18 protein-coding genes are annotated in these 20,263 nt (G+C 69.5%); 11 read left to right on the top strand and 7 right to left on the bottom strand.

What is annotated here, in order from left to right; genetic code table 11:
- Positions 1-80 precede the first annotated feature (80 nt).
- From ACZ42A_RS09595 to ACZ42A_RS09565, 7 genes are all read left to right on the top strand, one after another.
- Positions 81-3,980, top strand: coding sequence for a DNA-directed RNA polymerase subunit beta' (locus ACZ42A_RS09595; protein WP_468526592.1), 3,900 nt, complete (start codon positions 81-83; stop codon positions 3,978-3,980).
- 156 nt (positions 3,981-4,136) lie between these two features.
- Complete coding sequence (locus tag ACZ42A_RS09590; protein WP_468526591.1) at positions 4,137-4,661, top strand: DUF1707 and DUF4190 domain-containing protein; 525 nt, start codon at positions 4,137-4,139, stop codon at positions 4,659-4,661.
- A gap of 341 nt (positions 4,662-5,002) precedes the next feature.
- Positions 5,003-5,374: a 30S ribosomal protein S12 gene (gene rpsL / locus ACZ42A_RS09585; protein WP_003948652.1), complete on the top strand. Its 372-nt coding sequence runs from the start codon at positions 5,003-5,005 to the stop codon at positions 5,372-5,374.
- A gap of 2 nt (positions 5,375-5,376) precedes the next feature.
- Positions 5,377-5,847 carry a 30S ribosomal protein S7 gene (rpsG, locus tag ACZ42A_RS09580; RefSeq protein WP_029386961.1) on the top strand — a complete coding sequence of 157 codons (471 nt, stop codon included), beginning with the start codon at positions 5,377-5,379 and terminating at the stop codon, positions 5,845-5,847.
- A 39-nt stretch (positions 5,848-5,886) separates the two neighbouring features.
- Positions 5,887-8,013 (top strand): elongation factor G, encoded by a 2,127-nt coding sequence (gene fusA / locus ACZ42A_RS09575; protein ID WP_468526590.1) that lies wholly within the window; start codon positions 5,887-5,889, stop codon positions 8,011-8,013.
- A 156-nt stretch (positions 8,014-8,169) separates the two neighbouring features.
- Positions 8,170-9,363 (top strand): elongation factor Tu, encoded by a 1,194-nt coding sequence (tuf, locus tag ACZ42A_RS09570; protein WP_468208286.1) that lies wholly within the window; start codon positions 8,170-8,172, stop codon positions 9,361-9,363.
- Positions 9,364-9,584: 221 nt separating this feature from the next.
- Positions 9,585-10,748 carry an acyltransferase family protein gene (locus ACZ42A_RS09565; protein WP_468526589.1) on the top strand — a complete coding sequence of 388 codons (1,164 nt, stop codon included), beginning with the start codon at positions 9,585-9,587 and terminating at the stop codon, positions 10,746-10,748.
- On the opposite strand, the gene pqqE is transcribed toward ACZ42A_RS09565, so the two are convergent.
- The 7 genes from pqqE to ACZ42A_RS09530 form a co-directional block, all read right to left on the bottom strand.
- Positions 10,714-11,910, bottom strand: a complete 1,197-nt coding sequence (gene pqqE / locus ACZ42A_RS09560) for a pyrroloquinoline quinone biosynthesis protein PqqE (protein WP_468526588.1) — start codon at positions 11,908-11,910, stop codon at positions 10,714-10,716. The genes ACZ42A_RS09565 and pqqE overlap by 35 nt on opposite strands.
- Positions 11,907-12,179 (bottom strand): pyrroloquinoline quinone biosynthesis peptide chaperone PqqD, encoded by a 273-nt coding sequence (pqqD, locus tag ACZ42A_RS09555; protein ID WP_468526587.1) that lies wholly within the window; start codon positions 12,177-12,179, stop codon positions 11,907-11,909. Before pqqD ends, pqqE begins: the two co-directional genes overlap by 4 nt.
- Positions 12,176-12,901 carry a pyrroloquinoline-quinone synthase PqqC gene (pqqC, locus tag ACZ42A_RS09550; RefSeq protein ID WP_468526586.1) on the bottom strand — a complete coding sequence of 242 codons (726 nt, stop codon included), beginning with the start codon at positions 12,899-12,901 and terminating at the stop codon, positions 12,176-12,178. Before pqqC ends, pqqD begins: the two co-directional genes overlap by 4 nt.
- Complete coding sequence (pqqB, locus tag ACZ42A_RS09545; protein ID WP_468526585.1) at positions 12,898-13,800, bottom strand: pyrroloquinoline quinone biosynthesis protein PqqB; 903 nt, start codon at positions 13,798-13,800, stop codon at positions 12,898-12,900. The genes pqqC and pqqB overlap by 4 nt, the downstream gene beginning before the upstream one ends.
- Before the next feature lie 16 nt (positions 13,801-13,816).
- On the bottom strand, positions 13,817-13,954 hold the full coding sequence (pqqA, locus tag ACZ42A_RS09540; RefSeq protein WP_468526584.1) for a pyrroloquinoline quinone precursor peptide PqqA: 138 nt from the start codon (positions 13,952-13,954) through the stop codon (positions 13,817-13,819).
- A 30-nt stretch (positions 13,955-13,984) separates the two neighbouring features.
- Positions 13,985-15,115: a PQQ-dependent sugar dehydrogenase gene (locus tag ACZ42A_RS09535; RefSeq protein WP_468526583.1), complete on the bottom strand. Its 1,131-nt coding sequence runs from the start codon at positions 15,113-15,115 to the stop codon at positions 13,985-13,987.
- Positions 15,116-15,216: 101 nt separating this feature from the next.
- Positions 15,217-15,732 carry a hypothetical protein gene (locus tag ACZ42A_RS09530; protein WP_468526582.1) on the bottom strand — a complete coding sequence of 172 codons (516 nt, stop codon included), beginning with the start codon at positions 15,730-15,732 and terminating at the stop codon, positions 15,217-15,219.
- A gap of 379 nt (positions 15,733-16,111) precedes the next feature.
- Here ACZ42A_RS09530 and ACZ42A_RS09525 point away from each other — a divergent pair, with 379 nt between their 5' ends.
- The 4 genes from ACZ42A_RS09525 to ACZ42A_RS09510 all read left to right on the top strand — a co-directional run bounded on the left by ACZ42A_RS09525 (position 16,112) and on the right by ACZ42A_RS09510 (position 20,255).
- Positions 16,112-17,584 carry a sugar transferase gene (locus tag ACZ42A_RS09525; protein WP_468526581.1) on the top strand — a complete coding sequence of 491 codons (1,473 nt, stop codon included), beginning with the start codon at positions 16,112-16,114 and terminating at the stop codon, positions 17,582-17,584.
- 213 nt (positions 17,585-17,797) lie between these two features.
- Positions 17,798-18,319 (top strand): LbetaH domain-containing protein, encoded by a 522-nt coding sequence (locus tag ACZ42A_RS09520; protein ID WP_468526778.1) that lies wholly within the window; start codon positions 17,798-17,800, stop codon positions 18,317-18,319.
- Positions 18,316-19,482, top strand: a complete 1,167-nt coding sequence (locus ACZ42A_RS09515; protein ID WP_468526580.1) for a glycosyltransferase — start codon at positions 18,316-18,318, stop codon at positions 19,480-19,482. The genes ACZ42A_RS09520 and ACZ42A_RS09515 overlap by 4 nt, the downstream gene beginning before the upstream one ends.
- Positions 19,483-19,490: 8 nt before the next feature.
- On the top strand, positions 19,491-20,255 hold the full coding sequence (locus ACZ42A_RS09510; RefSeq protein ID WP_468526579.1) for a CDP-alcohol phosphatidyltransferase family protein: 765 nt from the start codon (positions 19,491-19,493) through the stop codon (positions 20,253-20,255).
- Positions 20,256-20,263: the final 8 nt, after the last annotated feature.

The raw sequence follows: 20,263 nt of genomic DNA, 5'->3' as shown, positions 1-20,263 counted from the left end.
CCAGTGATGGTCCCCCGGCCGGCCCCAGGACCCCCGTTTCAGACCCCAAGACTTACAACCCTGAGAGGGATTGACGCATAGTGCTCGACGTCAACTTCTTCGACGAGCTCCGGATCGGTCTGGCCACCGCTGACGACATCCGTCAGTGGAGCCACGGCGAGGTCAAGAAGCCGGAGACCATCAACTACCGCACCCTGAAGCCCGAAAAGGACGGACTCTTCTGCGAGAAGATCTTCGGTCCGACCCGGGACTGGGAGTGCTACTGCGGCAAGTACAAGCGCGTCCGCTTCAAGGGCATCATCTGCGAGCGCTGTGGCGTCGAGGTCACCCGCGCCAAGGTGCGCCGTGAGCGGATGGGCCACATCGAGCTGGCCGCTCCCGTCACGCACATCTGGTACTTCAAGGGCGTCCCGTCGCGCCTCGGCTACCTGCTCGACCTCGCTCCGAAGGACCTGGAGAAGGTCATCTACTTCGCGGCGTACATGATCACGTACGTCGACGAGGAGCGCCGTACCCGCGACCTGCCCTCGCTGGAGGCCCACGTCTCCGTCGAGCGCCAGCAGATCGAGCAGCGCCGCGACGCCGACCTGGAGGCCCGCGCCAAGAAGCTCGAGGCCGACCTGGCCGAGCTGGAGGCCGAGGGCGCCAAGGCCGATGTGCGCCGCAAGGTGCGCGAGGGTGCCGAGCGTGAGATGAAGCAGCTGCGCGACCGTGCGCAGCGCGAGATCGACCGCCTCGACGAGGTGTGGAACCGGTTCAAGAACCTCAAGGTCCAGGACCTCGAGGGCGACGAGCTGCTCTACCGCGAGCTGCGTGACCGCTTCGGCACGTACTTCGACGGTTCGATGGGTGCCGCGGCGCTGCAGAAGCGCCTGGAGTCCTTCGACCTCGAGGAGGAGGCCGAGAAGCTCCGCGAGATCATCCGTACCGGCAAGGGCCAGAAGAAGACCCGTGCGCTCAAGCGCCTGAAGGTCGTCTCCGCGTTCCTGCAGACCAGCAACAGCCCCAAGGGCATGGTGCTCGACTGCGTGCCGGTCATCCCGCCGGACCTGCGTCCGATGGTGCAGCTGGACGGTGGCCGCTTCGCGACCTCCGACCTGAACGACCTGTACCGCCGTGTCATCAACCGGAACAACCGTCTGAAGCGCCTTCTCGACCTCGGTGCGCCCGAGATCATCGTGAACAACGAGAAGCGCATGCTTCAGGAGGCCGTCGACGCGCTGTTCGACAACGGCCGTCGTGGCCGTCCGGTCACCGGTCCCGGCAACCGCCCGCTGAAGTCCCTCAGCGACATGCTGAAGGGTAAGCAGGGTCGCTTCCGTCAGAACCTGCTCGGTAAGCGTGTGGACTACTCCGCGCGTTCCGTGATCGTCGTCGGTCCGCAGCTGAAGCTGCACCAGTGCGGTCTGCCGAAGGCGATGGCGCTGGAGCTCTTCAAGCCGTTCGTGATGAAGCGCCTGGTCGACCTGAACCACGCGCAGAACATCAAGTCGGCGAAGCGCATGGTCGAGCGCGGCCGCACGGTCGTGTACGACGTCCTCGAAGAGGTCATCGCGGAGCACCCGGTTCTGCTGAACCGTGCGCCCACCCTGCACCGCCTCGGCATCCAGGCCTTCGAGCCGCAGCTGGTCGAGGGCAAGGCCATCCAGATCCACCCGCTCGTCTGCACCGCGTTCAACGCGGACTTCGACGGTGACCAGATGGCCGTCCACCTGCCGCTGTCCGCGGAGGCGCAGGCCGAGGCCCGCATCCTGATGCTGTCCTCGAACAACATCCTCAAGCCCGCCGACGGCCGTCCGGTGACGATGCCGACCCAGGACATGGTGCTGGGTCTGTACTTCCTCACCACGGACGCCGAGGGCCGCGACATCAAGGGCGCCGACCGTCCGTTCTCCTCGGTCGCCGAGGCGATCATGGCGTTCGACGCCGGCGAGCTGTCGCTGCAGGCGCCGGTCGACATCCGCTTCCCGGTGGGCACCATCCCGCCGCGGGGCTGGGAGCCGCCGGTACGCGAGGAGGGCGAGCCGGAGTGGCAGCAGGGTGACAGCTTCACCCTGAAGACCACGCTGGGCCGCGCGCTCTTCAACGAGCTGCTGCCCGAGGACTACCCGTTCGTCGACTACGAGGTCGGCAAGAAGCAGCTCTCCCAGATCGTCAACGACCTGGCGGAGCGCTACCCGAAGGTCATCGTGGCGGCGACGCTCGACAACCTGAAGGCGGCCGGCTTCTACTGGGCCACCCGTTCCGGTGTCACCGTGGCCATCTCCGACGTCGTCGTTCCCGAGGCGAAGAAGGAGATCGTCCGCGGCTACGAGGCGCAGGACGAGAAGGTCCAGAAGCAGTACGAGCGCGGTCTGATCACGAAGGACGAGCGGACCCAGGAGCTCATCGCGATCTGGACCAAGGCCACCAACGACGTGGCCGAGGCCATGACGGGCAACTTCCCGAAGACCAACCCGATCTTCATGATGGTCAACTCGGGTGCCCGAGGAAACATGATGCAGATGCGTCAGATCGCCGGTATGCGTGGTCTGGTGTCGAACGCGAAGAACGAGACCATCCCGCGGCCCATCAAGGCGTCGTTCCGTGAGGGTCTCTCCGTGCTGGAGTACTTCATCTCCACGCACGGTGCCCGTAAGGGTCTCGCCGACACCGCTCTGCGTACCGCCGACTCGGGTTACCTCACCCGTCGTCTGGTCGACGTCTCCCAGGACGTCATCATCCGCGAGGAGGACTGCGGCACCGAGCGCGGTCTGCGGCTGCACATCGCCGAGCGCGGCGCCGACGGTTCGCTCATCAAGGCGGAGAACGTCGAGACGTCCGTGTACGCGCGCTGCCTCGCCGAGGACATCGTCGTGGATGGCAAGGTGCTGGCCCCGGCCGGTACCGACCTGGGCGACGTGCTCATCGACGAGCTGATCCTCAACGGCGTGTCCGAGGTCAAGACCCGCTCGGTCCTGACCTGTGAGTCCGCGGTCGGCACCTGCGCCATGTGCTACGGCCGTTCGCTGGCCACCGGCAAGCTGGTCGACATCGGTGAGGCGGTCGGCATCATCGCCGCCCAGTCCATCGGTGAGCCCGGTACCCAGCTGACGATGCGTACCTTCCACACCGGTGGTGTGGCCGGTGACGACATCACCCAGGGTCTGCCGCGTGTCGTCGAGCTCTTCGAGGCCCGTACCCCGAAGGGTGTGGCTCCGATCTCCGAGGCGAGCGGTCGCGTTCGCATCGAGGAGACGGAGAAGACCAAGAAGATCGTCATCACGCCGGACGACGGCAGCGACGAGACGGCCTACCCGATCTCGAAGCGCGCCCGACTCCTGGTCAGCGAGGGCGAGCACGTCGAGGTGGGCCAGAAGCTCACCGTGGGTGCCACCAACCCGCACGACGTGCTGCGCATCCTGGGCCAGCGTGCCGTCCAGGTCCACCTGGTCGGCGAGGTCCAGAAGGTGTACAACTCGCAGGGTGTGTCGATCCACGACAAGCACATCGAGATCATCATCCGGCAGATGCTCCGCCGCGTGACGATCATCGAGTCCGGCGACGCCGAGCTGCTGCCCGGCGAGCTGGTCGAGCGCTCGAAGTTCGAGACCGAGAACCGTCGTGTGGTCCAGGAGGGCGGTCACCCGGCCTCCGGTCGTCCGCAGCTGATGGGTATCACCAAGGCCTCGCTGGCGACGGAGTCCTGGCTGTCGGCCGCCTCCTTCCAGGAGACGACCCGAGTCCTGACGGACGCGGCGATCAACGCCAAGTCCGACAGCCTCATCGGCCTCAAGGAGAACGTCATCATCGGTAAGCTCATCCCGGCCGGTACGGGTCTGTCCCGCTACCGCAACATCCGGGTCGAGCCGACCGAGGAGGCCAAGGCCGCGATGTACTCGGCCGTCGGCTACGACGACATCGACTACTCGCCGTTCGGCACGGGCTCCGGCCAGGCCGTTCCGCTGGAGGACTACGACTACGGTCCGTACAACCAGTAAGCGAGTCGCTTGAACTGGGAGGCGGTCACCCTTCGGGGTGGCCGCCTCTCGGCGTCTGCGGGTTCTTTCCGGGTCGTCTCCGGGTCGGGCACTGATGCCGGAAAGGGCGGTTCGGCGCATCATGGAGGGACTCCGGCGTTTCGGGAGGAGGTGCCCGTGTCGCAGTTGCCGTATCCGTCGTGGCAGCCCTGGCAGGGCCGCGGTGAGCCGTCGCTGCTCGCCTCCCACGCCGACCGGGAACGCGCCGTCGACGTGCTCCGGGCGGGGTTCGGTGAGGGGCGCATGGCGCGGGAGGAGTTCGAGAAGCGGGTCGGGCGGGCGTATGCCGCGCGAACGGTGGGGGAGCTGGCCCTGCTCGTCGCCGATCTGCCGCAGGGGCCTGTGCCGCAGTCTGTGCCCGTTCAGGCGGTCGTGCCGCGGGCGTTTCTCCCGGCGCCGCGGGCGCGGACGAACGGGAAGGCCGTGGGTGCCGCCGTCTGCGGGCTGCTGTGTGTGCCGACCTTCGGGCTGACCGGGATCCCCGCCGTGGTGCTGGGGCACGCGGCGCGGTCGGAGATCGACCGCACCGGGGAGGGCGGTGACGCTCTGGCGCTGACCGGGCTCGTCCTCGGGTGGTTGTCCACCGCCGCATGGGCACTCGTCCTCGTGTTGCTGACCGCGGTGTCCATCGCGGCCGGCTGAGCCGCCCAGAGGGTGTGGAAAAGTGAGCGAAACGGACACCTGCCGCCGATTCGAAGATCACTTGCGGCTCGGGGGCTTGACATGGCCCGCAGGGCGGGGTGGCCGGGGCCCATTTGTTTTGACCGCAGCGAATGCGATAGGTACGCTCAGACCTTGTGCCTGGGGTGTGCCTTGGCTCTCCTGCGTGCCTTCAACCGCATCGAGAGCCGTGAACGGCCACCGAAATCTGCGCCTCTTTCTGCCTTGCGGCGGGAGTCCGCGGGATTCGACACACCCGACCGCGTGGGTCGGCGACGTTCCAGGTTAGCTGTACCCATCGGCACACAGAAACCGGAGAAGTAGTGCCTACGATCCAGCAGCTGGTCCGCAAGGGCCGGCAGGACAAGGTCGAGAAGAACAAGACGCCCGCACTCGAGGGTTCCCCTCAGCGTCGTGGCGTCTGCACGCGTGTGTTCACGACCACCCCGAAGAAGCCGAACTCGGCCCTCCGCAAGGTCGCGCGTGTGCGTCTGACCAGCGGGATCGAGGTCACGGCCTACATTCCGGGTGAGGGACACAACCTGCAGGAGCACTCCATCGTGCTCGTGCGCGGCGGCCGTGTGAAGGACCTGCCGGGTGTTCGCTACAAGATCATCCGCGGTTCGCTCGACACCCAGGGTGTCAAGAACCGCAAGCAGGCTCGCAGCCGTTACGGCGCCAAGAAGGAGAAGTAAGAATGCCTCGTAAGGGCCCCGCCCCGAAGCGCCCGGTCATCGTCGACCCGGTCTACGGCTCTCCTCTGGTGACCTCCCTGATCAACAAGGTGCTGCTGAACGGCAAGCGCTCCACCGCCGAGCGCATCGTCTACGGCGCCATGGAGGGCCTGCGCGAGAAGACCGGCAACGACCCGGTCATCACGCTGAAGCGCGCTCTCGAGAACATCAAGCCGACCCTCGAGGTCAAGTCCCGCCGTGTCGGTGGCGCCACCTACCAGGTTCCGGTCGAGGTCAAGCCCGGCCGTGCCAACACCCTGGCGCTGCGCTGGCTGGTCGGTTACTCCCGCGCCCGTCGCGAGAAGACCATGACCGAGCGTCTGCTCAACGAGCTCCTCGACGCCAGCAACGGCCTGGGTGCCGCTGTGAAGAAGCGCGAGGACACGCACAAGATGGCCGAGTCCAACAAGGCCTTCGCGCACTACCGCTGGTAGTCGCTACCCCATCGAGAACCGAGAGAAGACTGAAGCCTTATGGCTACCACTTCGCTTGACCTGGCCAGGGTGCGCAACATCGGCATCATGGCCCACATCGACGCGGGCAAGACGACCACCACCGAGCGGATCCTGTTCTACACCGGTGTGTCCTACAAGATCGGTGAGGTCCACGACGGCGCTGCCACCATGGACTGGATGGAGCAGGAGCAGGAGCGTGGCATCACGATCACCTCTGCTGCCACCACCTGCCACTGGCCGCTGGAGAACGTCGACCACACCATCAACATCATCGACACGCCGGGCCACGTCGACTTCACCGTCGAGGTGGAGCGTTCGCTGCGCGTGCTCGACGGTGCCGTGACGGTGTTCGACGGCGTCGCCGGCGTTGAGCCCCAGTCCGAGACGGTGTGGCGTCAGGCGGACCGCTACGGCGTTCCGCGTATCTGCTTCGTGAACAAGCTCGACCGCACCGGTGCCGAGTTCCACCGCTGCGTCGACATGATCACCGACCGGCTGGGTGCCCAGCCGATCGTGATGCAGCTGCCGATCGGCGCCGAGGCCGACTTCAAGGGTGTCGTGGACCTGGTCCGCATGAAGGCGCTCGTGTGGTCCGCCGAGGCGACCAAGGGCGAGATGTACGACGTCGTCGACATCCCGGCCACGCACACCGAGGCCGCCGAGGAGTGGCGCGGCAAGCTGCTCGAGGCCGTCGCCGAGAACGACGAAGAGATCATGGAGCTGTACCTGGAGGGCCAGGAGCCCACCGAGGAGCAGCTGTACGCGGCCATCCGCCGTATCACGATCGCTTCCGGCAAGGGCCAGGGCACCACGGTGACCCCGGTCTTCTGCGGCACCGCGTTCAAGAACAAGGGTGTTCAGCCCCTGCTCGACGCGGTCGTGCGCTACCTGCCGTCGCCGGTCGACATCGAGGCCATCGAGGGCCACGACGTCAAGGACCCGGAGACGGTCATCAAGCGCAAGCCCTCCGACGAGGAGCCGCTGTCGGCGCTGGCGTTCAAGATCATGAGCGACCCGCACCTCGGCAAGCTGACCTTCGTCCGCGTGTACTCCGGCCGCCTGGAGTCCGGCACCGCCGTGCTGAACTCCGTCAAGGGCCGCAAGGAGCGCATCGGCAAGATCTACCGCATGCACGCCAACAAGCGTGAGGAGATCGAGTCGGTGGGCGCCGGCGACATCGTCGCCGTCATGGGCCTGAAGCAGACCACCACCGGTGAGACGCTGTGCGACGACAAGTCGCCGGTCATCCTGGAGTCCATGGACTTCCCGGCGCCGGTCATCCAGGTCGCCATCGAGCCCAAGTCGAAGGGCGACCAGGAGAAGCTGGGCGTCGCGATCCAGCGCCTGGCCGAGGAGGACCCGTCCTTCCAGGTCCACTCGGACGAGGAGACCGGCCAGACCATCATCGGTGGTATGGGCGAGCTGCACCTCGAGGTGCTGGTCGACCGTATGCGCCGTGAGTTCAAGGTCGAGGCCAACGTCGGCAAGCCGCAGGTGGCGTACCGCGAGACCATCCGCAAGTCGGTCGAGAAGGTCGAGTACACCCACAAGAAGCAGACCGGTGGTACCGGCCAGTTCGGCCGCGTCATCATCTCGGTCGAGCCGATCGAGAGCGGCGACGCCTCCTACGAGTTCGTCAACCAGGTCACTGGTGGTCGTATCCCGAAGGAGTACATCCCCTCGGTCGACGCCGGCTGCCAGGAGGCCATGCAGTTCGGCATCCTCGCCGGTTACGAGATGACCGGCGTGCGTGTCACGCTGCTCGACGGTGCCTACCACGAGGTGGACTCCTCCGAGCTCGCGTTCAAGATCGCCGGTTCGCAGGCCTTCAAGGAGGCCGCGCGCAAGGCTTCGCCCGTGCTCCTGGAGCCGATGATGGCCGTCGAGGTCACCACGCCCGAGGACTACATGGGTGAGGTCATCGGCGACATCAACTCCCGCCGTGGCCAGATCCAGGCCATGGAGGAGCGGGCCGGTGCCCGCGTCGTGAAGGGCCTCGTGCCCCTGTCGGAGATGTTCGGCTACGTCGGAGACCTCCGCAGCAAGACGTCGGGTCGCGCAAGCTACTCGATGCAGTTCGACTCCTACGCCGAGGTTCCGCGGAACGTCGCCGAGGAGATCATCGCGAAGGCCAAGGGCGAGTAACGCACCGCGTTCCCACGCTTTAGGCTTGACTCCGGAGCCTCAAGGGGCAAACACCCGCAAACACGGATGTTTGCCCCGGGTTCCGGGCTTTAACAGCAAAGATCACCTGGCGCCGATGAAGTAAGGCGTACAGAACCACTCCACAGGAGGACCCCAGTGGCGAAGGCGAAGTTCGAGCGGACTAAGCCGCACGTCAACATCGGCACCATCGGTCACATCGACCACGGTAAGACGACCCTCACGGCCGCCATTACCAAGGTGCTGCACGACGCGTACCCGGACCTGAACGAGGCCACCCCGTTCGACAACATCGACAAGGCTCCTGAGGAGCGTCAGCGCGGTATCACCATCTCCATCGCGCACGTCGAGTACCAGACCGAGGCGCGTCACTACGCCCACGTCGACTGCCCGGGTCACGCGGACTACATCAAGAACATGATCACGGGTGCGGCGCAGATGGACGGCGCCATCCTCGTGGTCGCCGCCACCGACGGCCCGATGCCGCAGACCAAGGAGCACGTGCTCCTGGCCCGCCAGGTCGGCGTTCCGTACATCGTGGTCGCCCTGAACAAGGCCGACATGGTGGACGACGAGGAGATCCTGGAGCTCGTCGAGCTCGAGGTCCGTGAGCTCCTCTCCGAGTACGAGTTCCCCGGCGACGACGTTCCGGTCGTCAAGGTCTCCGCTCTGAAGGCCCTCGAGGGCGAGAAGGAGTGGGTGGACTCCGTCCTCAACCTGATGAACGCCGTCGACGAGTCGATCCCGCAGCCGGAGCGCGACGTCGACAAGCCGTTCCTCATGCCGATCGAGGACGTCTTCACGATCACCGGTCGCGGTACGGTCGTCACCGGCCGTATCGAGCGTGGTGTCCTGAAGGTCAACGAGACCGTCGACATCATCGGCATCAAGACCGAGAAGACCACCACCACGGTCACCGGCATCGAGATGTTCCGCAAGCTGCTCGACGAGGGCCAGGCCGGTGAGAACGTCGGTCTGCTCCTCCGTGGCATCAAGCGCGAGGACGTCGAGCGCGGCCAGGTCATCATCAAGCCGGGTTCGGTCACCCCGCACACCGAGTTCGAGGCCCAGGCCTACATCCTGTCGAAGGACGAGGGTGGCCGCCACACCCCGTTCTTCAACAACTACCGCCCGCAGTTCTACTTCCGTACCACGGACGTGACCGGCGTTGTGCACCTCCCCGAGGGCACCGAGATGGTCATGCCGGGCGACAACACCGAGATGCGCGTCGAGCTGATCCAGCCCGTCGCCATGGAGGAGGGCCTGAAGTTCGCCATCCGTGAGGGTGGCCGGACCGTGGGCGCCGGCCAGGTCACCAAGATCGTCAAGTAAGTTCCGCTTGCTTGAGGGTCACGTGACCCGGTAGCTCCAGCTGCGAGCACCTGAAGGGGCCCGTACGACTTCGGTCGTACGGGCCCCTTTGCCGTACGCGGAATCCTTGGCGAACCCTGGGTGTCCCGGCGGCGAGAAGTCCGTGAGGGTCGCGCCCCGCAGGTGTGAAATGTGCTCGTCTGCCCGTCTGGCGCTCGCTCGGCGCCCCTAGCGTGAGGGGGATGCACAGCGGAATCTCGATAGGCCCGGCCGGCGTCGCCGTCGCCGAGCGCCCACCACGGCCGGCCCCCTCGCCACGTCCCGCCGCGTCCCTCCGGACCCGCCCCCGCCTCTACGTCATCGACGGCATCCGCCTGGTCGCCGCGCTGCTGGTGGTCCTGCACCACTACGTCGGCACGCACCGCGTGAACCAGCCCGGCAACGCCATCTGGGACCGCCCGGTGTCCGACCTCATGCCGAACTGGTTCCGGGTGGCCTCCTTCGGCTGGATCGGCGTCGAGATCTTCTTCGTTATCAGCGGCTTCGTGATCTGCATGTCCTGCTGGGGCCGCACCCCGAAGGACTTCTTCGTCTCCCGGGTGATCCGGCTCTACCCGGCGTACTGGTTCGCGGTCCTGTTCACCACCGCGGTGCTGGTGGCCCTCCCGGGCGTATGGGAGCGCCTCCCGCTGCGCGAGGTGCTGTTCAATCTCACGATGCTCCAGCAGGGCTCCGACGTCCCCAACGTCGACCTCGTCTACTGGACCCTCTGGTCGGAGCTCCGCTTCTATCTGCTCTTCCTCGTCGTCGTGGCGATGGGCCTGACCTACCGCCGGGTCGTCGTCTTCTGCTGCGTCTGGGGCGCGGCCGCCATGCTCGCGCCGGTGTCGAAGTTCCCGCTCCTCGTCCTGGCCGCCGACCCGAGCGGCGCCTGGTACTTCATCGCCGGCCTCGCCCTCTACCTCATGCACCGCTTCGGCCAGGACCTGCTCCTGTGGGGCATCCTCGCCATGGCCTGGCTGATGGGGCAGCTGGAGCTGGGGGAGCGGGTCGCGTACGAGCAGGTCAGCAGCTGGCGCGGGGCGGTGGTGATCTACACCGTGTTCCTGCTCTTCATGGTCGCCGTGGCGCTCGGCCACACGGACCGGATCCGCTGGAAGTGGCTGGCGACGGCGGGCGCGCTGACGTATCCGCTGTATCTGACGCACTATCTGGCCGGTACGGCCCTCATCAACCGCCTGCGCGACACGATGGACCCGCGGTTGCTGGTCGTCGCCGTCATCGCCGGGTTCCTGGTGCTGAGCTGGCTGGTGCACCGGGTGGTGGAGCGGCCGGCGGCACGGGTGCTGAAGCGGGGGCTGGAGACGTCGTTCACGCGGTTGCGGAGCTTTCAGCGGGTGGCCTGAGCGGCGTGGGCGGCTCGGAGGCCGGGCGGCGCCCGGGTGTCCGGGGTGTGACCGGTCCGGGTGGTCCGGGCGGTCCGGCGCTCGTACCGCCGGTGGGGGTGCCGTCGGTCAGTGCCCGGACCAGACCGTGGTCGGGGGAGAGCCGGCAGGCGGGATCCGTACGGGAGGCGTCCCCGGTCAGGGCGTAGGCCTGGCAGCGGCAGCCGCCGAAGTCCTCGTCGCGGCGGGAGCAGCTGCGGCACGGGTCGGCCATCCAGCCGGTGCCGCGGTAGCGGGTGAACGCCGCGGAGTGGTGCCAGATCCAGGACAGCGGGTGGTCGCGGACGCTCGGCGGGTCCAGGTCGGGCAGGGCTGCGGCGGCCGGGCAGGGCAGGACGGTGCCGTCCGGGGCGACGGTGAGCGAGACGGCGCCCCACCCGCCCATGCACGGCTTGGCGACGCCGTCGAAGTAGTCGGGGACGACCCAGACCAGGTCGGGGCCGGAAGCGGAGGAGAGCCGCTCCCGCCACCGCTCGACGGCGTCCCGCGCCCGGGAGAGCTGGTCGCGGGTGGGCAGCAGCGCGTCCCGGTTGAGCAGCCCCCAACCGTAGAACTGGGTGTTGGCCAGCTCGATGCGGTCCACGCCCCAGGAGACGCCCAGCGCGATCATCGCGTCGATGGCGTCGAGGTTCTCGCGGTGCAGGACGATGTTGAGGCCGAGGGGGAGACCGGCGGACCGTACGAGTGCGGCGGCCCGTTCCTTCCGCGCGAAGGAGCCCGGGCGTACGGCGATGCGGTCCGAGGCGTCCGGGTCCGCGTGCTGGACGGACAGCTGGACGCTGCGCAGTCCGGCGTCGGCGAGCGCGGCCAGCCGGGCCCGGTCGAGGCCGACGCCGCTGGTGACCAGCTGGGTGTAGATCCCGGCCGTCTCGGCGGCGGCGACGATGTGCTCCAGGTCCAGGCGCAGCAGCGGCTCGCCGCCGGAGAGATGCGTGTGGACGACGCCGAGCTCGCCGGCCTGGCGCATCACGTCCGTCCACCGCTCGGTGCTCAGCTCGCGGGAACGGCGGGTCAGCTCCAGCGGGTTGGAGCAGTAGCCGCAGTGCAGGGGGCAGGCGTGGGTGAGCTCGGCGAGCAGGGCCCAGGGGCGGGCGGGCGCGGTGGCCGGAGCGGTGGTGGTCATCGGAGCCAGCCCTCCTTGCGCAGACGTTCGAGGAACGGGGGTACTTCGGAGGCGACCGGGGCGCCGGGAAAGCGCTCGGCCAGCGCGTCGACGATCCCGGGCACGGTGTGCGTGCCGTCGCACAGGTCGACGACCTCCCCGCCCCGTCCGGTCAGCACGCCGACGCGCTCGGGCAGGAGCAGCAGGACCGCGTCGCGCACGGGGTCGTGGCGGCGCAGGGCGCCCGGGGCCAGGGCGGGGCGCCAGTCGTTCCCGGTCGCCCGCGTCACCGCTGCTCCTCGCGGCCGCCCGCCGCGTCCACGGCGTCCAGCAGCGACCACAGGACGTCGCATTTGAAGCGCAGCGCGGCCACGGCACGTTCCTGGTCGTCCCGGGTGCGGGCCCACTCCAGGACGAGGTCGAGCGCCTCGCGGCTGTCGCGCCGGCCCTGGTCGACCCGGGTGCGGAAGTAGGTGAGGCCGTCCGCCTCGATCCAGGGGTAGTGGCGCTCGAAGGCGTCGATGCGGGTGCGCATCAGGTCCGGGGCGGACAGTTCGGTCAGCGAGGCGGCGACGGCTTCGAGGGGCGGGCGCAGCCGGCAGAAGTTGACGTAGCCGTCGACCGCCAGCCGTACGCCGGGCAGTACGTCGTCGGCGCGGACCAGCGTCTCGCGGTTCAGGCCGGCCGCCTCGCCGAGCCGGAGCCACCGCTCGATGCCGCCCTCGCCCTCTGCCAGGCCGTCGTGGTCCTGGATACGGCGCAGCCACATCCGGCGCAGTGCGGGGGTGTCCAGCTTGGCGGTGATCAGGGCGTCCTTGACGGGGATGTGGCGCTGGTAGTGGAAGCGGTTGGCGATCCAGCGGCGCAGCTCCGCGGGGCTCAGGTCGCCGCTGTGCATACGGAGGTTGAAGGGGTGGCGGTCGTGGTACCGCTCCTCCGCGACCTCGCGGAGGCGGGCCTCGAACTCCGCGGGACTCCAGGGCTCGGTGAGTGGGGCGAGTGCCGTGGTCACAGCTCGATCACCATTCCGTCGTACGCCACCTCGAGGCCCAGCCGGGCGAGCCGCTTGTGCTGCGGTGCCGCCGGGTCGACGAGGGGGTTGGTGTTGTTGAGGTGCGTGTAGAGGCAGCGGGCCCGGAGGGCGGCCAGGCGTTCGGCCGTGCCGTCCGGTCCGTCGATGGGCAGGTGGCCCATGCCGGTCGCGGTGCGGGAGGAGATGCCGGTGCGACGGGGCTCCTCGTCGTCCCAGAAGGTGCCGTCCACGATGACGCAGTCGGCCTCCTCGGCGGCCTGCTGCAGACGGTCCGGCCAGGCGGCCAGGGCGGGGGCGTAGAGGGCGGTCGCGCCGGTGGCCGGGTCGTACAGGCGCAGGGCGACGACCCAGGCGTCGTCGTCCGGGGCGTCGGCGGCGTACCGCGGGCGCTTGCCCGACACCGGGATGCCGGTGATCCGCAGGCCCTCGTTCAGGTGCGGGTCCAGCGGTTCGGCGCCCCGCCGGGGCAGCTCCCGCCAGGTCACGGAGGTGTACGGCGTCAGGACGTCGCCGAGGCGCAGCCGGTCCAGGAGGGCCTGGCGGACCGGAGGGGCCGCGATCACCTGGAGGCTGTCCGCCTCGCGCAGGCGGGCGATGCCGAGGGTGTGGTCGAGTTCGGCGTCGGTCAGGACGATTCCGGCGAGGGGCGTCTGCCGGGGACCGGGGCCCGGGTGCAGCTCGGGCCGCTCTTCGATCTGGTCGCCGAGGTCGGGGGTCGCGTTGACGACGTACCAGCGGCCTTCCCCTGTCCGCACGGCGAGCGAGGCGTGACGGCGGCGCCGGCGCGGATGTGCGCGTGCCCCGGTGCATCCGGGGCACGCGCAGTTCCACTGGGGGATTCCGCCGCCGGCGGCGGTACCGAGAACCAGCAGCAGCATGGCTCCTGCTTTTCCGCTAGCGGGAGTTGAGGGAGTAGGCGGTGACTTCGAGGGCGGTGTCGATGACCGTGAACTCGGGGGTCTGCCAGGTGGTCTCCGTCGTTGCCGAGGAGTGCTGCCCGACCGGCTCCATCTGTTCCTTGGTTTCGTTCATGGGTCGTGTCTGCCCTTCTCGATGTGGGAATTACCTGATGGTCACTTGGTGGATGTTGTCCTTGCCGGTCCCTCGGTCGCTGGTGCCCACCCACAGCCGGTCCGCTCCCGGGACCTTCGCGATGGCGCGCAGGCGGCCGTAGGCACCGGCGTAGAACGCGGCCTTCGTGCCGACCTGCTCGGTGTCCCCGTCGATCGGGACGCGCCACAGGCGCTGGCCGCGCAGCGACGACACGTACAGGACGTTGCGTACGACGGCGAGTTGGGCCGGCGTGCCTTCCGCCGGCGTCCAGGTGCGCTTCGGGTTGGTCATGCCTGCCGCGGTGCAGTGCCCCTCGCAGGTGGGCCAGCCGTAGTTGGCGCCGGGCTTGATCAGGTTGAGTTCGTCGGCCTTGTCCTGGCCGATCTCCACCGACCACAGCCGGCCGCTGCGGTCCCAGGCCAGGCCTTGGGGGTTACGGTGCCCGTAGCTGTAGACCCGGTTGCCGAACGGGTTGCCGGGGGCCGCGGCGCCGGTCTTGGTGATGCGCAGAATCTTTCCGTTGAGGGAGTTCTTGTTCTGCGCCAGTTGCGGCTGCCAGGCGTCGGCGGTCGTCACGTAGAGGTATCCGTCGGGGCCGAAGGCGATCTTGCCGCCGGTGTGGTTCCCCCTCCACTGGATCCCGCCGAGGATCGTGGTGTAGCCGGTGAGCGACGTGCCGTCGTAGTTCATCCTCACGACGCGGGCGTCGGTGGCCGTGGTGTGCATGAAGAACACGCGCTTGTCCGTCGTGCCGTTCCAGGTCGGTGACGGCGCGACACCCAGCAGTCCGCCGGTCGCGCTCGGGTTGGAGCCGATGACCGAGTGCGGCACGGTGCCGATCGGCTTCTTGGAGCCGTCTCGTCCCAGGCGGAACACCTGGGACTTGTGCTTCTCGGTCACCAGCGCGGAGCGGCCGTCCGGCAGGAACGAGATGGCCCACGGCAGGGTCCAGTTGTCGGAGAGCTTGGTGATGCCGGCCGGTGCGCCGCCGTCGGCGGCCTGCGTGGCCGGAGCGGCCGCGGACGGCGCCATGGCCGCGGACGCGGGCTCCGCGAAGCCGGCGGCCAGGAGGGCGGCAACGGCGAGCGCGGCCAAGCCCCTACGGGTCGGGCGCGGTACCGAGCGACCCGGATGTGTCATGTCGACTCCCTTTGTCAGACGTATGGGGGCCCGGGACGTCCCGGGCCCCCGGCTCAGCGGCGGCCTACGGACGGACGGTCAGGCCGTGCCGCCGTGGATGATCAGGTGTTGTTCCCGTCCGGGAAGACGCAGAAGTCGATGTGGCTGATGTCGTGGAACTCGCTCCCGCCCTGGCCGGCGCCAAGCGGTGCGTGGAGGAGCGTGTCGGCCTGGATGCCGCCGGTCCCGTAGTCGTAGAGGTTGGCCTGGTTGCCGCCCTTGACGAGGACGGCCCTGGCGACGTGGTCGCTGTTGATGTTGAACGAGGCGATCTCCCCGTCGTCGGTGTCGTCGACGTCGATGGTGACCGAGAAGCCGTTGAACTCGTACGTCTCCTCGCCCAGCTCCGGGTTGTTCACCGTCCAGACGTCATCACACTCGAACCCCAGGTCCTCGAAGGTCGGGTTGCCGGCCTCCTCCGTGGGCTGGACGCCCTCCCCGCTGGGCGGTCCCGGCTGGGCCGCCGCCGGTCCGGCGGCGAGGCCGAGGGCGACGACGGTGGTCAGTCCGACACCGGCGAACCGCGAGGCGAGCTTCGCTCGACGCGACGCGGTCCTTGCACGGGTAGCTACTCGCATGCGAGTACTCCTCCTTGAGTCTTGGATGGCCCCCGCGGACTCTCGCGCCGTGTCCATCGGCGATTCGAGTAACGATCAGATGTCCGCCACCGGGCAGTCCGATCATTTGCACAATGTGATCGGCGCCACGCGCCGAGCCCCCCTCACCTACGCCATCCGGGGTTCGCGAGCACCGGAAAGGACGAGTGCGAGGGTGCTGCCCAGCGGGGCCCTCGACCGGCGGACCGACAGGCCGACAGACCGGCAGGTAAATAGGACATGCATGCAAAAAGGTTGATATAACCGTCACATGGAGCGTCTGGCCTGCTCCAACCCCTCCGACGCAGCGCGTCCAGCGCGTCCTGAGCCGTCGTCGGAGGGCGGGGTCACAGGGAGAGCCATGCGGCAGATCAGCAGCGCGGCGTCGGGGCAGGCGGTCCCTCTCGCGCCGAACCGGACCACCTCGCGCAAGAGCCCGAGAGGTGAGTGGTACGTCCCCCTCGCGGTCGGCGCCGACGCCGCCGGAGTGGCGGTGCCGGCGGCGGTGGCGTTCGCCGCCACAGGAGAGCCCCACCCGGTCCGTCAGGCGCTGGCGGTCACCCTCGTCTGGGTGCTCGTCTGCGTCGCCAACAAGCGGTACGTACCGTGGGCTTGGGACGACGGCGCCCCGGTCGGACCGGTCGTACGGGACTGGCTGCTGCTGCTCGGCGTCCTGGCCGTGCTGAGCGCCGTGCCGGGTGTCGGCGGTGCACCCGCCGCGGTTCCGCTGCTGCTGTGTCCGTCGCTGGTGGCCGGCGTGGTCTGCCGCAAGGCGATCCACCGGCGGCTGACGGCCGTACGGCGGCACGCCCGTGGGCTCCGGCGCGTGCTCCTGGTCGGCGAGGCCCCGACGGTGGACGCCGTGGTGGGGCAGCTCGCGGAGCGCACCGACCACGGATACGTGGTGGTCGGGGCCTGCGTGGTCGGGGAGGGGGACGTGCAGTCCGGCGTGCCGGTGTCCGCGCGGCTCCCGGCCGACCAGCCGCGCGGTGCCGCCGAGAACGCGGCGCCCGTGGCCGACGTGGCCGAGGCGCTCGGCGCCGACCTGGTCTTCGCGGCGACCGGCCGGCATCTCTCCGGTGACCGGCTGCGCCGGCTGTCCTGGGCCCTGCACGACCGGGGCCGCCCGCTGATGGTGCTGCCGGGTCTCACCGAGGTGGCCCGGCGCCGGGTACGGCTGACGTCGGCGGCCGGGCTCACCCTGCTGCACGTCTCCCCGCCGACGCGCCGCGGCCTGCCGGTCCTGCTGAAGGCCGCCACGGACCGGGTGGGGGCCGTGCTGCTGCTCGCCGCGCTGGCGCCGCTCTTCGCGCTGCTGGCGCTGGCCGTGCGGACGAGCTCCGCCGGCCCGGTCATCTACCGCCAGACGCGGGTCGGCCGGAACGGGACGCCGTTCCCCATGTGGAAGTTCCGGACCATGGTCGTCGACGCGGACCGGATGAAGAGCGACCTGGTGGCGGCGAACGAGCATGACGGCCACATGTTCAAGCTGCGCCGGGACCCACGGGTGACGCTCGTCGGCAGGTTCCTGCGCCGCTACTCGCTCGACGAACTTCCCCAGCTGGTCAATGTCCTGCTCGGCCACATGTCGCTGGTCGGCCCCCGTCCGCCGCTGCCCGAGGAGGTCGCGCGCTACGACCAGGTCGAGCTGCGCCGGCTGAGCGTCAAACCGGGTCTCACCGGGCTGTGGCAGGTGAGTGGGCGATCCGATCTGTCCTGGCACGAGACGGTCTCCCTCGACCTGCGGTACGTGGACAACTGGTCGTGGAGCTGGGACCTGACGGTCATGGCCCGCACGGTCCGCGCCGTACTGGACGGACGCGGGGCCTACTGAGGCCGGGGTGCGGCCGATCGGGCGCGGAGGGATCTTCCAAGCGGTCGAGTATGCCCGCAACACGCCCTGATGTGCTGGTTCGTCCGGACAGAGCCCAGCAACGTACGTAAATACGCAAATCGTTCAGATCGGGAAGAGGTCATCGCCATGGCAGAGACGGCAGCGCCGCCCGATACGGACACCCCGGCCGGGGAGTCCGAACTCAGGGCCGCCATGGAGCGTTCCCTGCGGGGTTTCACGGGAGCCGGCTACGACAAGGGGCGCCCCCTGTTCGTCCAGGCCGTCTGGTTCGCCGTTCTCCATCTCGTGTTCGTCAAGTGGTGGTTCCCGGCCCGCTGGCGGCCGGCCGTGCTGCGGGCCTTCGGCGCGCGGGTCGGGCGGCGGGTGCTGATCCGGCACGGCGTACGCGTGCACTGGCCGTGGCGGCTGCACATCGGTGACGATGTCTGGATCGGTGAGGACGCCTGGCTGCTCAACCTGGAGCAGATCACCATCGGCAGCGATGTGTGCGTCTCCCAGGGCGCGCTGCTGTGCACGGGAAGCCACCAACACCGCCATCCCACCTTCGAGTTCGACAACGGACCCATCCGCCTGGAACCCGGAGCCTGGATCGCGGCGCGGTCCGTCGTGCTGCGCGGGGTCACCGTCGGCCGGGGGGCCGTGCTGGGGGCCTCGGCGGTCGCCCACCGCGACCTCGCCGCGGGCACGGTCGTCACCACGGGGGCCACGGCATGAGAGTCGTCCACGTGGTGACGCTGGTCAGCGACGACGGAGCGTACGGCGGTCCGACGAGTGTGGCCGCCGGGCAGCTCGAGGAGTGCGCCGCGCGAGGCCACGACGTCACGCTGGTGGCCCTGTGGCGCGGCGCCGGGCCGGCACCGGCCCGCATCGGCGCGGTACCGCTGCGCAGTCGCCCGGCCCGCTCCCTCCTGCCCGGGCGGTTCACGGGGCTCATGCATCCGCTGCTCGTCGGGGACCTGTGGCGGGCCATGGGCGGGGCCGACGTGGTCCACATCCACGCGGGCCGCGACCTCGTCTCCCTCACCGCGCTCGCCGTCGCCGCGTTGCGGCGCACGAGGTTCGTCGCCCAGACGCACGGGATGGTCCAGCCCCGGCGCTCGGCCGCCGTCCGGCTCTTCGACCGGGTGTACGTGCCGCTGCTGCGGCGGGCGCGCGGCTGCCTGGTCCTCACCGAGCAGGAGCGCCGGGCTGTGGCCGGAGTCGTCGGCGAGAACGGCCCGCCGCTGCTGACCGTCCCGAACGGGGTACGGCCGGGCGCCCCCGGGGCGGCGGAGCACCGGCCGCGCGACCGGCAGGTGCTCTTCCTTGCCCGGCTGCACCCGCGCAAGCGCCCCGAGGCGTTCGTGGAGATGGCCGCGCTGGTGCACCGGAGGATGCCCGACGCCCGGTTCACCCTCCACGGCGCGGACGAGGGGGCGCTGCCGGAGGTGCTTCGGCTCATCGCCGCGCACGGGCTGGAGGAGGTGGTCTCCTACGGCGGCGCTCTGGAGCACGCCGAGGCGGTACGGGCGTACGCGCGGGCCGCCGTCTATGTGCTGCCCAGCGTGGACGAGCCGTTCGGGATGACCCTGATCGAGGCGCTGGCCGCCGGGACCCCCGTGGTGTGCACCGACACCTGCGGCATCGCGGGGGAGCTGGCCGCCCGGGGCGCGGGCGTGGTCACCGACGGCAGCCCCCGGGAGCTGGCCGACGCGGTGTGCGGCCTGCTGGCCGACGACGGCCGGCGGGAAGCCGTCGCGGCAGCGGGCCGCCGCGCCGTCGCGGAGGCCTTCTCCGTCCACGCGGTGACGGACCGGCTGGAGGAGATCTACGGGCGTCTGTGCCAGGCGCCACGGCATCCGCCGGGCCGGCGGCACCCTCTTGGGGTACAGGGTTGAGGAGACGAATGGACTTCTCCAGCGCGCTGAGGCGGCTCTCCGAGGCGCAGAAACCGCCCCGGGGGGTCTCCCTCTACGCACGGTTCGTCAACCGTCCGGCCGGGCGGGTGCTCGCGGCCGCGGCGCACCGAGCCGGGCTGTCGCCCAACCGGGTGACCGCCGTCAGCGCGCTGGTCACCTTCGCGGCGATCGCCGCGGTCGCCCTGTGCCCGCCGTCCGGCACCCTCGGGCCGTGCGTCGCCCTCGCCCTGCTGCTCGGCTTCGCGCTCGACTCCGCGGACGGCCAGCTGGCCCGGCTGCACGGGACGACCAGCCGCTGCGGGGAATGGCTCGACCACCTCCTGGACTGCGGGAAACTCCTCGGCGTGCACGCCGCGGTGCTGATCTCCCTCCACCGCCACTTCGACCTGTCGAGCCCCGCCCTGCTGCTCCTGCCGGTCGCCTTCCAGTTCGCAGCCGTCCTGCTGTTCTTCGGCGGCATTCTGACGGAACAGCTGAGCAGCCGGACCGGCGGCGGGGGCGCCGGCCGGGTGCGCCCGCCCTCCGCCGCCCGGGCCATGGGGCTGCTGCCCCTCGACTACGGCGTGCTGTGCCTGACCTTCTTCTTCCTGGGGAACGACCGGCTGTTCCTCGCGCTGTACGCCACTTTGTTCGCGGCCCACCTGATCCTGCTGCCGGCGCTTCTCGTCAAGTGGTTCCGGGAGCTCGCCGGAGCTACTCGGACGGAGGTATCGGGTGCCGTGCGACACGAAGGCGCGCCCGATATCGCATAAATACGGAC

This window comes from Streptomyces sp. NPDC030838 (genome assembly GCF_055572035.1).
The sequence above is the reverse complement of the archived record's forward strand: the minus strand, read 5'-3'. Positions and strand labels throughout refer to the sequence as shown.

What these genes read in the sequence shown, in the direction of transcription:
- ACZ42A_RS09510 (WP_468526579.1), top strand. Translation starts at nt 19,491, where the DNA reads ATGGACTTCTCCAGCGCGCTGAGGCGGCTCTCCGAGGCGCAGAAACCG.
- pqqA (WP_468526584.1), bottom strand. Translation starts at nt 13,954, where the DNA reads ATGAACGAAACCAAGGAACAGATGGAGCCGGTCGGGCAGCACTCCTCG.
- ACZ42A_RS09520 (WP_468526778.1), top strand. Translation starts at nt 17,798, where the DNA reads ATGGAGCGTTCCCTGCGGGGTTTCACGGGAGCCGGCTACGACAAGGGG.
- rpsG (WP_029386961.1), top strand. Translation starts at nt 5,377, where the DNA reads ATGCCTCGTAAGGGCCCCGCCCCGAAGCGCCCGGTCATCGTCGACCCG.
- ACZ42A_RS09565 (WP_468526589.1), top strand. Translation starts at nt 9,585, where the DNA reads ATGCACAGCGGAATCTCGATAGGCCCGGCCGGCGTCGCCGTCGCCGAG.
- pqqB (WP_468526585.1), bottom strand. Translation starts at nt 13,800, where the DNA reads ATGCTGCTGCTGGTTCTCGGTACCGCCGCCGGCGGCGGAATCCCCCAG.
- fusA (WP_468526590.1), top strand. Translation starts at nt 5,887, where the DNA reads ATGGCTACCACTTCGCTTGACCTGGCCAGGGTGCGCAACATCGGCATC.
- pqqE (WP_468526588.1), bottom strand. Translation starts at nt 11,910, where the DNA reads ATGACCACCACCGCTCCGGCCACCGCGCCCGCCCGCCCCTGGGCCCTG.
- ACZ42A_RS09530 (WP_468526582.1), bottom strand. Translation starts at nt 15,732, where the DNA reads ATGCGAGTAGCTACCCGTGCAAGGACCGCGTCGCGTCGAGCGAAGCTC.
- ACZ42A_RS09535 (WP_468526583.1), bottom strand. Translation starts at nt 15,115, where the DNA reads ATGACACATCCGGGTCGCTCGGTACCGCGCCCGACCCGTAGGGGCTTG.
- ACZ42A_RS09515 (WP_468526580.1), top strand. Translation starts at nt 18,316, where the DNA reads ATGAGAGTCGTCCACGTGGTGACGCTGGTCAGCGACGACGGAGCGTAC.
- ACZ42A_RS09525 (WP_468526581.1), top strand. Translation starts at nt 16,112, where the DNA reads ATGCGGCAGATCAGCAGCGCGGCGTCGGGGCAGGCGGTCCCTCTCGCG.